The 13771-nt window shown below is 69.7% G+C and carries 11 protein-coding genes; all 11 read right to left on the minus strand.

From position 1 onward, the window contains the following. Nucleotides 1–148 precede the first annotated feature (148 nt). Entirely contained in the window at nt 149–1867 is a 1719-nt protein-coding gene (locus tag MXD61_RS18965; RefSeq protein ID WP_248814820.1) for an AMP-binding protein, read from the minus strand. Beyond that, on the minus strand, nt 1864–2973 hold the full coding sequence (locus tag MXD61_RS18970; RefSeq protein WP_248814821.1) for a Rieske 2Fe-2S domain-containing protein: 1110 nt from the start codon (nt 2971–2973) through the stop codon (nt 1864–1866). Before MXD61_RS18970 ends, MXD61_RS18965 begins: the two co-directional genes overlap by 4 nt. A 29-nt stretch (nt 2974–3002) precedes the next feature. Further along, a complete protein-coding gene (locus MXD61_RS18975; RefSeq protein ID WP_248814822.1) occupies nt 3003–4163 on the minus strand; it encodes a thiolase domain-containing protein in 1161 nt (386 codons plus the stop codon). Continuing rightward, nucleotides 4160–5212 carry a lipid-transfer protein gene (locus MXD61_RS18980; protein ID WP_248814823.1) on the minus strand — a complete coding sequence of 351 codons (1053 nt, stop codon included), beginning with the start codon at nt 5210–5212 and terminating at the stop codon, nt 4160–4162. The genes MXD61_RS18975 and MXD61_RS18980 overlap by 4 nt, the downstream gene beginning before the upstream one ends. Next, the gene (locus MXD61_RS18985) at nt 5212–6201 is read right to left on the minus strand and encodes a Zn-ribbon domain-containing OB-fold protein (RefSeq protein ID WP_248814824.1); all 990 of its coding nucleotides are present in this window, start codon (nt 6199–6201) and stop codon (nt 5212–5214) included. Before MXD61_RS18985 ends, MXD61_RS18980 begins: the two co-directional genes overlap by 1 nt. 42 nt (nt 6202–6243) lie before the next feature. Then, on the minus strand, nt 6244–7362 hold the full coding sequence (locus MXD61_RS18990; protein WP_248814825.1) for an NDMA-dependent alcohol dehydrogenase: 1119 nt from the start codon (nt 7360–7362) through the stop codon (nt 6244–6246). Between the two features lie 98 nt (nt 7363–7460). After that, entirely contained in the window at nt 7461–8909 is a 1449-nt protein-coding gene (locus tag MXD61_RS18995) for an aldehyde dehydrogenase (protein WP_248814826.1), read from the minus strand. 64 nt (nt 8910–8973) lie between these two features. Continuing rightward, on the minus strand, nt 8974–10533 hold the full coding sequence (locus tag MXD61_RS19000; protein WP_248814827.1) for an AMP-binding protein: 1560 nt from the start codon (nt 10531–10533) through the stop codon (nt 8974–8976). A gap of 103 nt (nt 10534–10636) precedes the next feature. After that, nucleotides 10637–11536 (minus strand): SDR family NAD(P)-dependent oxidoreductase, encoded by a 900-nt coding sequence (locus tag MXD61_RS19005; protein WP_248814828.1) that lies wholly within the window; start codon nt 11534–11536, stop codon nt 10637–10639. Between the two features lie 165 nt (nt 11537–11701). After that, on the minus strand, nt 11702–12730 hold the full coding sequence (locus MXD61_RS19010) for an SRPBCC family protein (protein WP_248814829.1): 1029 nt from the start codon (nt 12728–12730) through the stop codon (nt 11702–11704). A 211-nt stretch (nt 12731–12941) separates the two neighbouring features. Further along, the gene (locus MXD61_RS19015; protein ID WP_248814830.1) at nt 12942–13739 is read right to left on the minus strand and encodes a crotonase/enoyl-CoA hydratase family protein; all 798 of its coding nucleotides are present in this window, start codon (nt 13737–13739) and stop codon (nt 12942–12944) included. Between the last annotated feature and the right edge of the window lie 32 nt (nt 13740–13771).

The following is a 13771-nucleotide window of genomic DNA, read 5'->3' on the forward strand; positions in this document are numbered from 1 at the left end:
CGATCTCGGCGATCTCGTCCGTGGACAGCCCCACGGTAGACTGGTAGCGCACCGGCTCCTGCTTCTGTCGAGGGTCGCGATGGCGTCCGCGGCGAGCCGTTCGGTGATCGCGAGCACGGAGGCGTCGGCGGCGCCGAGTGGGAAGTCGCTACTGGGCTTGCGCGGCGGACAGCTGTTGCGCGGACCGCTTGGCCCAGCGCAGGTCGATCTTGCCGGTCGGGGTCCGGGTGAGCGCGTCGACGATGTGGATCTCTCTCGGTACCTTGTAGCCGGCCACGAGGGTGCGGCAGTGCGCCTGGAGTTGCGCGGCGTCGATGCTGTGTCCGGTCCGTGCGACGACGAGGGCGACGACCCGCTCGCCGTAGCGTGGATCGGGTGCCCCGACGACCACGGCGTCCGCGACGGCGCTGTGGTCGGTGAGCGCGTTCTCGACCTCTTCGGGGAAGACCTTCTCCCCGCCGGTGTTGACGACCGAGTTCGCCCGACCCAACAGCACGGCCGTGCCGTCCGCCGCGATGGTGGCCAGGTCGCCCGGCAGGACCCAGCGCACGCCGTCGGCGTCGGTGCGAAAGGTGGCCGCCGTCTTGACCGGGTCGTTGTGGTAGCCGAGCGGGATCCGGCCGCGCCGGGCGATGCGCCCGATGACACCGGAGCCGGGGACGACCGGACGCAGGTCGGTGTCGTCGAGCACCGCGGCGTCCTCGGCGAGGCGGAACGTGCGTGAGCGGCGGGACCAGCCGGTCTCCGTGCCGGTGTGCGCCATCTCCGAACTCCCGAAGACGTTGAAGATCCGTACACCGGGCAGCAGCTCGCCGATCCGGTCGCGCGTCGGCTCCGACAGCGGAGTGCCGCTGTTGACCAGCACGGTCAGCGCGGACAGGTCGTACCGGTCGCGGCCGTAGGTGTCCAGCAGCGGGGCCGCCATCGCGTCACCGACCATGGCGATGGAGCCGACCCGCTCGGCGGCGGCGATCGTCAGGATCCGGGTGGCGTCGAACCGGCGGCCGGTCCACAGCACCACCGTGCCCGCGGCCGCGAAGGCGGTGAGGATGGCCATCGTGGCGGTGCCGTGCATCAGCGGCCCGAGTACGAAACTGCGAGTGGGGGGCGCGGCCACGTGCCGGGTCAGGAACTCCTCGAGTGGCTCGGGGATCGACCCGTCCGGCAGCGGGCGGCGGCAGCCGGCGAAGAACATGTCCTCGCCGCGCCAGATCACGCCCTTGGGCATCCCGGTCGTGCCGCCGGTGTAGATGATGAACTGGTCGTCCCCCGAACGCGGGATGCGCACCGGTGCGATGTCTGCGGGCTCCTGCTCGTACGCGAGCAGCGCGTACCCGGCCGGCCCGGTCCCGGCGGCAGTTCCTTCCCCCACGGGAGTCCCGTCATCCACGGGAGTCCCGTCATCCACGGGAGTTCCGTCATCCACGGGAGTTCCGTCGCCCACGGGAGTCCCGTCCTCAAGGACGACGACGGAGCGCACGCTGGGGACGTCCGGCAGCACGTCGGTCAGGGTGGGCAGGTAACGCTGCTCGACGACGACACTGACCAGGTCGGCGTCGTCGAGCAGGTAGCGCAGCTCCGCCGCGACGTAGCGGAAGTTGACGTTGACCGGGACCGCCCGTAACTTCAGGATGGCGATCATGGTCTCGACCCATTCCGCCCGGTTCATCGCGTACAGGCCGACGTGATCGCCCGGCCCGACTCCGGCCCCGCGCAGCAGGCGCGCGGCCCGGTCGGCCCGCGCGTCCAGCTTGGCGTAGGTCAGGCGTACGTCCCCGGCGACCAGGAAGAGCTGCTCGGGCACGGCGTCGGCGACGAACTCGAAGATGTCCGCGAAGTTGACCGTCAGATCTCCGGCATCGCTCATGAACCCCCCTTGTCGTCCATGTCCCGCCGGGGGGCGTCGGCGAGGTCGGCGGAGCAGCCCGCGGCGATACCTGTTCCGGAGCGTTCCAGGACTACCGCGTCCTCGTCCCGGACGACGGCCTGAATCTGTGGGGTGTAGTCCTTGAAGAAGGCAGCCACCGCGTCGTCGGCCAGCGGGAACCGGGACAGGACGGTGTGGCGGATGGTGCTGCTCGCCGGGGTCGGTCCGGGGTAGAACCGCAGCAGCTCGCCGCCGAGCGGTGACGTGGCGATCACCGAGCACGGGTGGATGCAGTAGATGCAGGTGATGTTCTCGCCGGGAAGCGGTTCCGGTTCCGCGCCGAGCATCTTCAGCGGCACTCCCAGCCGGTGGTGGCGGCCGAACTGGTCGAACGTCACGATGTTGGCGACGGTGCCATGGCCGACGAGTGACTGGGCGTGGACGTACGGGAAGTGGTATGTCTCCTGGAACGCCTCCAGGGCGCATTTCCAGTTCGCCTCGACCTTCACCTCCATCGTCGCCACGACGTCGTGGTGCTCGTAGTCCCAACGCGCGAGTTCGGCATCCAGCGGCCCGAGCTGCCGGTGCACGTCGATCACCCCGTGGGGATCACGGACGGCCCAGACGAAACCGTTGCGTTCCTCGCTCGGGGGTTCGACGAGCCCGCGGGTGGCGGGGTCGTCGAACCCCTTGCGCCGGTCGGGTACCCCGACGAGGGAACCGTCGCTGTCATAGGACCAGCCATGGTAAGGGCAGGTGAACCGGCGGGTGCAGCCAGATCCCTCGGCAACCGTCGCGCCCCGGTGCCGGCAGGCGTTGACCAGCACGCGGGCCCGCCCATCGCCACCTCGGGAGACGATCACCGGCGTACCCATCAGGTCGAACGTGAGAAAGCTGCCCGGTTCGCGGATCGCCCCGCTCGGCGTCACCAGCAGCGGCGCGGAGAACGCCGTGCGCAGCTCCGCCGCCGCGATCCGCGGATCGGTGTAGTTCGCGTTGGGGATACGCATCGTCGTCGGGGCACGATCCCCCACGCCGGCGAGGACGGCGGCGTGCACCCGCGGGGTGAGTTCGCGGATCGGAGCCGGAATCGCGGTGGCGTTCATGACCGCACCCCTCGGGTCAGGCAGGTGTCCTAGTTGAAGGGCTGGAGGCTGTTGGCAACGATCCACATGGAGAAGTACTGGCTCTGCGCGCCGTAGGCCATTCCCAGCGCGACCTTGGCGCCGTCGACCTGGTGCTCGCCGGCAGCGCCGCGCACCTGGTTGGCCGCCTCGGCGAACCGCAGCAGGCCCGAGGCGCCGATCGGGTTGGTCGAGAGCACCCCGCCCGACGGATTGATCGGGAACGACCCGCCGAGTTCGGTCTGGCCCTTGTCGACCAACTGCCAGCCAGCGCCCTCGTCGGCGAGGTGATGGGCCTCCAGCCACAGCGGCTCGTGCCAGGAGAACGGGACGTAGAGCTCGGCGGTGTCGATCTGTTCCCGCGGGTTCGTGATCCCGGCTTCCTGGTACACGTCCTGCGCGCACTGCAGGCAGGCCTGCGGGCGCACCGGGTCGCGGCCGGGGAAGCCACCGGCCTCGCTGCGCGAGGACATCCCGAGGATCCACGCCGGCGGGCGGCCGTCGGCCGCGGCGGCCCGGCCACCCTCCTCGTCGGTGATGACGACCGCGCAGGCCCCGTCGGAGGACGGGCAGGACTCCAGGTAGCGGATCGGGTCCCACATCATCGGCGAGTCGCGGACCTTGTCGATCGAGATGTCGGCGATCTTCAGGTGGGCGTAGGGGTTCTTCAGCGCGTTGAGCCGGTCCTTGACCGCCACCGTCCAGCCGATGTGCTCGGGTGCCCCGCTGCGGTGGATGTACGCGCGCACGAACGGAGCGAAGGAACCGCCTGCCCCCAGCGACGCGCCCCGCCCGCTGCCCAGGGCGAACTGGGCGTTGCCCTCGGACTGCTTCTCGAAGGCGACCGCGAGCACGGTGCGGTGCTTGCCGGCCCGCACGTGCGAGGCCGCGACCAGCCCGGTCGTGCCGCCCACGGAGCCGGCGGTGTGTACCCGGAACATCGGCTTGCCCACCGCGCCGAGCGCGTCGGACAGGTACAGCTCCGGCTTCATCACCCCCTCGAACAGGTCCGGTGCCTTGCCGAGGACGACCGCGTCGATGTCGGCCATCGTCATCCGGGCATCGTCGAGAGCCCGGAACACCGCCTCACGGACCAGGCCGCCGAACGACACGTCGCGCCGCTTCGACCTGTGATGGGTCTGGCCGACGCCGACCACCGCGCAGGGAATCATGACCGGCCCTCCAGCACACAGATCAGGTTTTGTTGCAGGCACGGCCCGCTCGTCGCATGGGCCAGCGCCCGGGTACCGCCGGCGAAGACGTGGTCGGCCGCGTAGCCGATGCGGGCAAGGCCCGTGGCCATGATCGGGTTGGCCCGCAGGGCGCCGCCCGACGGGTTGACCGCCACGTCATCGCCCAGTCCCAGCACGTGGCGCAGCAGCAGCTCCTCGTGGGTGAACGAGGCCTGCAGTTCGGCGACCTCGACCGGGGCGCCCGTACCGAGCCCGGCCTCCCGGGCCGCGATCCGGGTGGACGGCGAGTCGTCGAGGCGGCGAAACGCCGGGTTGTGGCATTCGGTCCGGTGGTCGAACCCGGTGATGTAGGCGGGACGCTCGACGAGCTGACGGGCCCGCTCCCCGGTCGCCAGCACCATGGCCACCGCACCATCGGTGATGGGCGGCAGGTCGTGGCGGCGCAACGGCTCGCGGACGTACTCGCCGGCCAGCAGTTCCTCGACGCTGCCCTTGCCCCGGCTGCGTACCGCCACCTCGGCCATGGCCTTCTCGTCGGCAAGACCGGCGGAGATCACCGCACGGGCCTGCAACGCGGCGAAGGTGACCAGATCGGCCCCCAGCGGCGCCAGGACGTAGGGATCCATCTCCATCGGGTAGATCAGCGACGGGTCGCCGGTGGACGTGCGACCCGAGCCGGTCACGACCGCGATGTCGATGTCACCCTCGTGCAGGCGCAGCCACGCCTCGTAGAGCGCCCAGGCGCCGTCCATCTCGACGTGGGAGTCCCGCTTGGGCGGCCAGGCGCCGATCGCGTCGAGGTTGGCGACGAACGAGAACGCCTGCCCGGTGATGTAGTCGCATGACCCCAGACAGGTGAAGTCGACATCGGCCCGGGTCAGGCCGAGCGGCGTCAACGCGTCGGTGATGGAGGTCATGAGCATCTGGGTCTCGGTCTGGTCGGTCCGCCGCGAGATCGCGGCCTGCGCCCATCCGATGACGGCGATGTCCGTGCTCGTCCTCGGGGACGTGCTCGTGTCTGTGGTCATCAGTAGATCCGATTCACGAGGTCGGGGTCGTTGACGTCCGGCTCACCGCTCGGTGTCCACCCGAGCAGGCTGCCCATCGGACGGCCGATGCCACTGAACGTGTCGACCGGTGCGTCCCTGGGCGCCCACACGGCCGCGACCCGGACGCCCACGTGGATGTCGCCGACCGGCAGGTCGATCACGGGCTGGTAGGTGAGCACCACGTCGGTGCCGTCGAGCAGCACGAACACCCGCGCGAACGGCTCGGTGACGGTCTGCCCCGGATACTGCACCGGTTCGACCACGATGAAGTTGGTGATGGTTCCCACGTTCGGAAGGTCGACCTCCGCGTCCGCGTCGAGCTCGAGGGCGTCGACCGGGCAGTACGGCCGGTCACCTCCCACGTACACCCGTTCGCAGGTCGGGCAGCGCAGGCCGATCAGCCGGTGCTCCCGGGTCGCGGCCAGGGCATGATCGGCCATCGCCAGCACCGGTGTGCTGTAGGTGACCGCGGCCGTGTAGTCCATCAGCTCGACCGGCTGCCCCGGCCCGCCGACGTCGTCGCCGTCGACCTCGGACCGTTCACCGGGCACGAAGCAGGCGATGTCGGTGATGTGGCCGACGCGCCGCCCCCGCCAGCGTGGCGCCACCCGCATCCCCGCGGACAGCGCCGCGGGCGAGGCGGCGTCCACCGCGTGCAGCAGCGGGCTGGACGCACCGTCGAGGCGGATGAACGCGAACGCGAACGGCCGGTCGAGCGGATGCTGCTCGGTCGGCTCCGGCACCCAGGTCCACGACTCGACGGTGCCCGCCGGTCCGACCTCCACCAGATCCGCGCCCAGTTCGGCGCCGGTGGCGGGATCCCATTCCATCGGCGGCACCAGCACACCCGCATCGCTGCGTACACCGAGAATGCGCTTCTCGGCGAGAGCGGTCATGAAGGCACCCGTCACCGGCCCCAGCGATCGCTTGTACGGGAACGTGATGGTGCTCTCGGCATACCTGGTCATAGAACTCCTCGACCATCGACGGCGGGACGCAAAAAGATTCCGCTAATCCTGAAACGTGATGACGCCGCGGACGATGTCCCCCGCGGCCTGGTCCGCGTATCCCTGGTTGACCTGGTCTAGCGGGTAGGTCCGGGTGACCATCTCGTCCAGCTTGAGCCGGCCCTGCCGGTACAGGTCGAGCAGGTACGGAATGCGCTCACGGGGGCTTCGGCTGCCGTAGATCGTCCCGACCAGCGTCTTGTTCATCATCGCGAAGGTGAACGCGTTCAGCTGGGCGTCGCTTTCGGCCTGCGGCGCGATGCCGGTCAGGCAGCACACGCCGCCCTTACGGGTCAGCTGAAGCCCGGGCTCGATCATCGAACCGTGCAGCGTCGACGGCGAGAGGATCACGCGGTCGGCCATGACGCCCCTGGTCAGCTCGCGCACGGGCTGCAGTGCCTCGGCCATCGAGGCGAAGGTGTCGGTCGCACCGAAGATCTTCGAAGCCTCGCGCCGGCTCGCCAACGGGTCGACCGTGATGATGCGGGACGCCCCCGCGAGACTCGCGCCCTGCACGGCGGACACGCCGACCCCGCCGACGCCGACGACCACCACCACGTCACCCGGCTGGGTGCCCGCCCGGTCGACGGCGGAGCCGAAGCCCGTCGCCACACCACACGACACGAGGGCGACCGCGTGCCACGGGATGTCGGGGTCGACCTTGACCACCGACTGCTCGGACAGCAGCTGCCGTTCGCTGAACGCACCGAGCTGGGAGAACCGGGCGATCGCGCGGTCACCGATGCGGTGGGCGATCCGGTTGTCGGCCATCATCCCGACCTGGAAGAGCTTCGCGCCCTCGTCGCACAGGTAGGACATCCCCTGCGAGCACCACCTGCAGCGACCGCAGGCGGGTACGAACGACAGCGCGACGTGGTCGCCGACCGCGACGCTGGTGACGCCGGCCCCGACCTCGACGACCTCACCGGCACCCTCGTGACCGCCGATGAACGGAAAATGCGGCACGGGCAGGTCACCGGTGCGGACATGCTCATCGGAATGGCACATGCCGCAGGCCATCATGTCGACGACGACCTCCCCCGGCCCCGGGGCGTCGATGTCGACCTCCTCGATCTTCCAGTCCTGGCCCGTTTCCCACAGCACCGCGGCGCGTGTCCTCATGAAAGCCCGTCACTCCACATCGTTCGCTCGGCCCACATCGTTCGCTCGGCCCACCGGGTTCGCTCGGCCCACCGGGATTGTTCGGACACCGGGTTTGTTCAGCCCACCGGCGGAATGATGGTCTGGGTCTCGAGGTACGCCTCCAGGCCCTCACGGCCGAGCTCGCGGCCGAGCCCCGACTGCTTGAAACCACCGAAGGGGTTCAGCAGGTCGAGCACCGCCCCGGAGTTGACCGCGAAGGATCCGGTCCGGATGCGCTTGCCCAGAGCGATGCCGTGCTCCACATCGCCGGTCCAGACCGAGCCGGAAAGCCCGTAGTCCGAGTCGTTGGCGATGCGGACGGCCTCGTCCTCGCCGTCGTAGGGAAGCACGGCCAGCACCGGGCCGAAGACCTCCTCGCGGGCGATGCGCATCTGGTTGTCGACGCCGGCGAACAGGGTCGGCTCGACATACCAGCCCCGGTCGAGGTCGGCGGGTCGGCCACCGCCGCGGACCAGCTGGGCGCCCTCGCCGACACCGGCCTCGATGAGCCCCTCGACCCGGGTGCGCTGGCGTTCGGCCACGAGCGGCCCGACGAACGTCTCCGGGTCCGCGGGATCGCCGACCTTGAGTGCACCGATCGCCGCGTCGAGCGCCGCCACCACCTCGTCGTGGCGGTGGCGCGGCACGAGCACCCGGGTCTGCGCGACGCAGGCCTGGCCGCTGTTCATGAACACCGCCGGCAGCAGGCCGGGGATGGCCGTGGCCAGGTCGGCGTCGTCGAGCAGGATCGACGCCGACTTGCCGCCGAGTTCGAGCGTGCACCGCTTGAGCTGCTCGCCGCAGATCGCCCCGATCCGGCGGCCCACGGCGGTGCTGCCGGTGAACGACACCTTGTCGATTCCGGGGTGGCGGACCAGCGCCTCGCTCGCCTCCCGGTCGGCGGCGATCACGCTGACGACGCCGGGGGGCAGCCCGACCGAGTCGAGGATCTCGGCCAGCAGATAGCCGGTGAGCGGCGCCTCGGGCGCCGACTTGATGATCAGGGTGGCGCCGGCGGCCAGCGCGGCACCGAGCTTCATCGCGATGATGAACAGCGGCACGTTCCACGGCGCGATCGCGGCGGCCACCCCGACCGGCTGCTTCACGACCTGGCAGCTCCGTCCGCCGAAGCCCGGTCGTTCCTCCTCGAACGCGAAGTCGTCGGTCAGGGTGGCGAACCCGTCCAGCACGAGCGCGGACGCGTAGGTGTTGCCCGCCAGGGCGAAGCTGCGCGGCGCCCCCATCTCGGCGGTCGTCGTGTCGGCGATCTCCTGCGCCCGCGCCTTGATGGCCGCGCTGATGGCGCGGATCACCTCGGCGCGGTCCTTGGGCGACGTGTGGGGCCACGGGCCCTCGTCGAAGGCCCGGCGGGCGGCGGCGACGGCGCGGTCGACGTCACCGCTGTCGGCCTCCGGCACCGTCGCGACCAGTTCCTCGGTGTGCGGGGAGATGACACTGATCGTGCGGGAACTGTGCGGATGCACCCATTCGCCGCCGATGTACAGGGTGTCCTTCGTGATGGTCATACTTCCTCCTTCGCCGAGCGCGCGGGCGCCGGCGGGACGCGGTTGGCCTCAGCTGTGGTCGTCCCTAGTGGACAAGCCGGTCGGCACCGGCCCAGTACTGTGCGCGCAGCGCCTTCTTGTCCGGCTTGCCCAACGGGCTGACCGGGATCGCGTCGACGAGGTCGATCGACTTGGGCGCATGGTGCGAACCCTTGTGCTGCTTCACCAGCGCGATGAGCTCCGCGATGTCCACCGTCTGCCCAGGCCGGGGCACCACGACGGCCTTTACCGCCTCGCCCCACTTGTCGTCCGGGACGCCGACGACGGCCACCGCGGCGACCGCGGGATGCCGGGAGATGACATCCTCGATCTCGCGCGGGAACAGGTTGAACCCACCCGAGATGATCATGTCCTTCTTGCGGTCGACGATCGTCAGGAATCCCTGCTCGTCCTGTCGGCACACGTCTCCGGTGTGCAGCCAGTCGCCCTCGAACGCCTGCGCCGTCTCGTCCGGCTTGTTCCAGTAGCCCCGCATCACCAGCGGACCACGCACGCACAGCTCGCCGGGCTCGCCCCTGTCCACCTCGTTGCCGTCGTCGTCGAGCAGTGCGATCCGCGCCCAGGGGACGGGCCGGCCACAGGACGCAAGCCTCGCCAGGTCGTCGACGAGATGCTCCTCCTTGCGCAGGACGGAGACGGTCATCGGGCACTCCGTCTGCCCGAAGAACTGGACGAAGATCGAGCCGAACTTCTCGATCGCCTCCCGCAGGCGGGACGGCGACATCGCCGACCCCCCGTAGTAGATCGACTCCAGGCTTGACAGGTCCGTCTCGGCGAACCGCGGATGATCGAGCAGGGCGTAGATCATCGAGGGGACGAACATCGCGGTCGTGATGCGATGGCGCTCGATCGCCTCGAGCACCGCACCCGCCTCGAACGTCGGCAGCACGAACATCGCCGCGCCCTGTAGCTGCAACGGCACGAAGATCGACGAACCGGCATGGCTCAGCGGGGTGCACACGAGGTGGCGGACCTCGTCGGGCCACTGCCACTCCGTCATCATGATCTGCGCCATCGCCGCGCTGCTGCGATAGGTGGCCATCACACCCTTGGGCCGCCCGGTGGTGCCACCGGTGTAGGCCAGCGCCGAGATGTCCTCGGCGTCCACGTCCGGGGCCACCAGCGGCTCCGGCTCGAACGCCGCCGCGAGGCCCAGCAGGTCCTCGCCGACCGGTGCCTCGCCGTAGGAGAGCAGCAACAGGTCGGGCAGGCGTTCGCCGAGCTTGCGGACGTGCTCCGCAAAGGACGGATCGAACAACAGCGCCTTGATACCAGCGTCCTCGAGAACGTAGGCGTGGTCCTCCAGCGAGCCGAGCGGGTGCAACGCGGTGTTACGGCACCCGGACACCATCACCGCGCCCATCGAGAACAGCACCTCGACGCGGTTCTTCGACAGGGTCGCCACACCGACGCCCCGCACCATGCCCCGGGAGCGGAAGGCCTGCACGAAGCGGCTGATCTCATCACGCATCTGGTGGGCGGACAGCATCTCGCCATCGATGTGCACCGCGGGTCGGTGGCCGTTTCTTTCCAACGCGCGGATCAGGAGATCGGGCAGGAACATGGGACGGTACAGGTCTGTCATTTCGCGGCATCCTCCCGTGGCGACGGCATCAGCGCACCTGGTGGTGCGGACCATGCGTTCGGACACCGCGGGCTGACCGCAGCCCGCGGTGTCCGAGGTGACCTCAGCTGAGCAGATGGGCGGGAACGAACTGGTCGAGCTCCTCCAGGGACCACGGCGGGGACGTCTGCGCGTCGCCGCGGTAGATCGCCCGAACCTCCTCGTAGTCCGACCACACGCTCACCTTGCCACCCCGGGCGTTGAACACCCGGCCGGTGACGTCCGCGGCGGCGTCGGTGCACAGCCACGTCACGATCGGCGGCACATGCGTCACCGGACCCGGGCCTGCCTTGGCACCCTCGAACACCTCGCGGGTGATCTTTCCCTCCTGGTAGGCCTGCTCCAGATGGGGAACCATCACCTGGGACAGCCGCGTGGTCGCGCCGGGTGCCAGGCAGTTGGCGGTGACACCCGCGCCCCGATAGTCGTTCGCGATTCCCTTGACCAGGGAGACCACACCGCCCATCGCCGCCGCGAAGATCGGGTTGCCGACGGTGCCCCGCGCCCCCTCGGACGTGGCGGCGATGAAACGCCCCCAGCCGCGCTCGGCCATGCCCGGGACGGTCGCCCGCGCCAGCCAGAACTTCTGGGAGAGGAACAGGTCGATGAACCTGTGGTACGACTCGTCCGACGCGTGCAGATCACCGGGCAGGATCGCCCCCGCGCAGCCGACGACGATGTCGACCGGACCGAACGCCTGCTCGGCGATGTTCACCGCGTTCGCCACCCCGGCCGAGCTCGCGACCGAGTCGTAGCTGGGCTCCGCCTGGCCACCCGCGGACCGGATCTCCCGCGCTGTGGCGTCCGCGGCGGAGGCGCTCTCGCCCTGCGCGAACTCGCTGGTCCCCAGGTCGTTCACGACCACCGAGGCGCCCTCGGCCGCCAGCGCGAGCGCGCAGGCCTTCCCCACACCGTTCCCGGCCCCTGTCACCAGGGCGACTCTGCCCTTCAGTCGGCCACTCATCACTGTCTCCTCACTCGTCGAGCATCGCTGCTGGCGCGCTGCCCTCTTCGACTGTGATCAACTTTGTGCTTCCTGTCGCGGGTCGAGGCCGGCGGGCTTCGACCCGCGGCGCCGAGCACGTGCGCGCCATCCGTGACCGCGGACCATCGAGATCACGCGACTCACCTATGCGAGAGCGGACCGAATCTGCCGGTGGATGTGCTGGCATCCCGGCTCGTTGCGGCCCAGCAACGCGAAGTCATGCGCCGCGTCGCTGATACCGCCGCCCGAGGAGGTGATCGCAGGCCCATCCTCATCACGGATGACGGCCCTGATCGCCTGGAGGTACTCCTCATTGGTGTGTGCGGCGACCAGTTCCGGATCGACCTTGCTGAGAAAGGTGTGCCGCAGCACGGAACGGCCCGGCGAGCCGGCCGGCCGAGCCTCGATCAGTTCACAGCCGAGCACGGTGTTGGCGATGATCAGATTCGGATAGACGAAGTAGAGGACGCTCATGTGGATGTCGGCGGGGGAGGCGTCGTCCGGAAGACCCTGCATCTGCACGCCGGGCACACCCAGCCGGGCGTGGGCGCCGAAGGCGTCGTACGACACGATGTTGGCGATCGAGCCCTTTCCCACCATCGACGTGCTGTGCACGAACGGGAAGTGGTAGGTCTCGAAGAAAGCCTCGAGCAGGCACTTCCAGTTGGCCGACAGCTCCACTTCCATGGCCGGGTTGGCCTGGAAGGAGGCGTAGTCGTAGCTCGCGAGCGGCTCCGCGAAACTGCCCAGATGCGCCGTGACTCCCGGTGAACCGGCTGGCACCAGCCAGACGAAGCCGAAGCTCTCCTCGCTGGGCAGCTCGGCCAGACCGAGATCGCTCGCCTGGACGTCATCGAAACCCGGCCGGCCGGGCTGACCGACGAGCGCGCCCGTGGAGTCGTAGCTCCAGCCGTGGTAGGCGCAGGTGAACCGGCGGGCGCAACCCGAACCCTCGGCCACGCGGGCCCCACGGTGCCGGCAGGTGTTCACCAGGACGCGGGCGACGCCGTCCTCACCGCGGGAGACGATGACCGACCGACCGTCGTGGAGCTGCCGGGTGAGGTAGGCGCCTTCGCCGTGTAGGGCGGCGCTCGGGGCGAGCACGAGCGGGCTGGCGCCGAGGACGTGCTTCAGCTCGGCCTGGAGAACCTCGGGATCGCGATAGTTCCCCATGGGAATCTTCATCGTCGACTCGGCGAATTCCGTACGACGTGCTCGCACCAGTGCGGAAACCCGCGGAAAGAGCTCGGAAACCGACTCCGACGCCTCGGTCAACACGGACATAAGCATCGCTCCATGATGGTGTGGCGAATATCCCGCTCCCGCAGTCGAGGATCTCCGGATCCGTGCCGCTCGTCGGCCCTGGCGATGGGGATGGTCGTCATCATCGGCGCTGGAAGTTCGGTGCGCGCTTCTCGGCGAACGCCCGCGGGCCCTCTTTGGCATCCTCGGAGGCGAACACCGCGCGGCTTCGGTCCAGCTCCCTGGCGAAGCCCTCGTCCTCGGTCAGACCCGACGACTCGCGGATCGTCGCCAGAATCGCCTCGACGGCCAGGGGGCCGTTCGCACTGATCTGGTCGGCGATTTCACGTGCCGTGGTGAGCGCCTCGCCGTCCTCGACGACGCGCCCGATCAGCCCGATGCGTTCGGCCTCCTCGGCGTGGAGGTGCCGGCCGGTCAGCAGGATCTCGGCCGCTCTGGTGTAGGAGATCTGCCGCGGCAGGCGGACCGGCGAGCCCATGTTCGGATACAGCGACCAGCGGGCCTCGGACAGGCCGAAGCGGGCGCTGCGGCCGGCCACCCGGATGTCGGTGCCGAGCAGGATCTCGGTTCCGCCGGCGATGCACACGCCTTCAACGGCCGCGATGATCGGCTTCGGCGGCCGGCCGATCTTCAGGAAGCCCCGTTCGACGTACCGCGAGTCGGTGATCCGCCGCTGGGCGAGGTCGGCGGCGCCCTCGTCGTCGGGATCACCCGCCATCGCCCGCAGGTCGGCGCCCGCGGAGAAGTTCCCCTCGGCCCCAGTGATCACGATGCAGCGGATGTCGTCGTCGACGGCGGCCTCGGCACACGCGTCGACGATGGTGGCAAGCATCGTGCTGGTGATGGCGTTGAGCCGTTTGGGACGGTTCAACGTCAGCTGCATGACCGCGCCGTCACGCTCGACGAGCACCTGCGCCATGGCAGTCCCCTCTCGGAATCTGGTCGACCTCG

Origin of the sequence: Frankia sp. AgPm24 (genome assembly GCF_023243055.1) — a bacterium.
Lineage (GTDB): Bacteria > Actinomycetota > Actinomycetes > Frankiales > Frankiaceae > Frankia > Frankia umida.

Coding starts and splice junctions, on each gene's coding strand:
- MXD61_RS18965 (WP_248814820.1), bottom strand. CDS start 1,867: ATGAGCGATGCCGGAGATCTGACGGTCAACTTCGCGGACATCTTCGAG.
- MXD61_RS18970 (WP_248814821.1), bottom strand. CDS start 2,973: ATGAACGCCACCGCGATTCCGGCTCCGATCCGCGAACTCACCCCGCGG.
- MXD61_RS18975 (WP_248814822.1), bottom strand. CDS start 4,163: ATGATTCCCTGCGCGGTGGTCGGCGTCGGCCAGACCCATCACAGGTCG.
- MXD61_RS18980 (WP_248814823.1), bottom strand. CDS start 5,212: ATGACCACAGACACGAGCACGTCCCCGAGGACGAGCACGGACATCGCC.
- MXD61_RS18985 (WP_248814824.1), bottom strand. CDS start 6,201: ATGACCAGGTATGCCGAGAGCACCATCACGTTCCCGTACAAGCGATCG.
- MXD61_RS18990 (WP_248814825.1), bottom strand. CDS start 7,362: ATGAGGACACGCGCCGCGGTGCTGTGGGAAACGGGCCAGGACTGGAAG.
- MXD61_RS18995 (WP_248814826.1), bottom strand. CDS start 8,909: ATGACCATCACGAAGGACACCCTGTACATCGGCGGCGAATGGGTGCAT.
- MXD61_RS19000 (WP_248814827.1), bottom strand. CDS start 10,533: ATGACAGACCTGTACCGTCCCATGTTCCTGCCCGATCTCCTGATCCGC.
- MXD61_RS19005 (WP_248814828.1), bottom strand. CDS start 11,536: ATGAGTGGCCGACTGAAGGGCAGAGTCGCCCTGGTGACAGGGGCCGGG.
- MXD61_RS19010 (WP_248814829.1), bottom strand. CDS start 12,730: ATGGGGAACTATCGCGATCCCGAGGTTCTCCAGGCCGAGCTGAAGCAC.
- MXD61_RS19015 (WP_248814830.1), bottom strand. CDS start 13,739: ATGGCGCAGGTGCTCGTCGAGCGTGACGGCGCGGTCATGCAGCTGACG.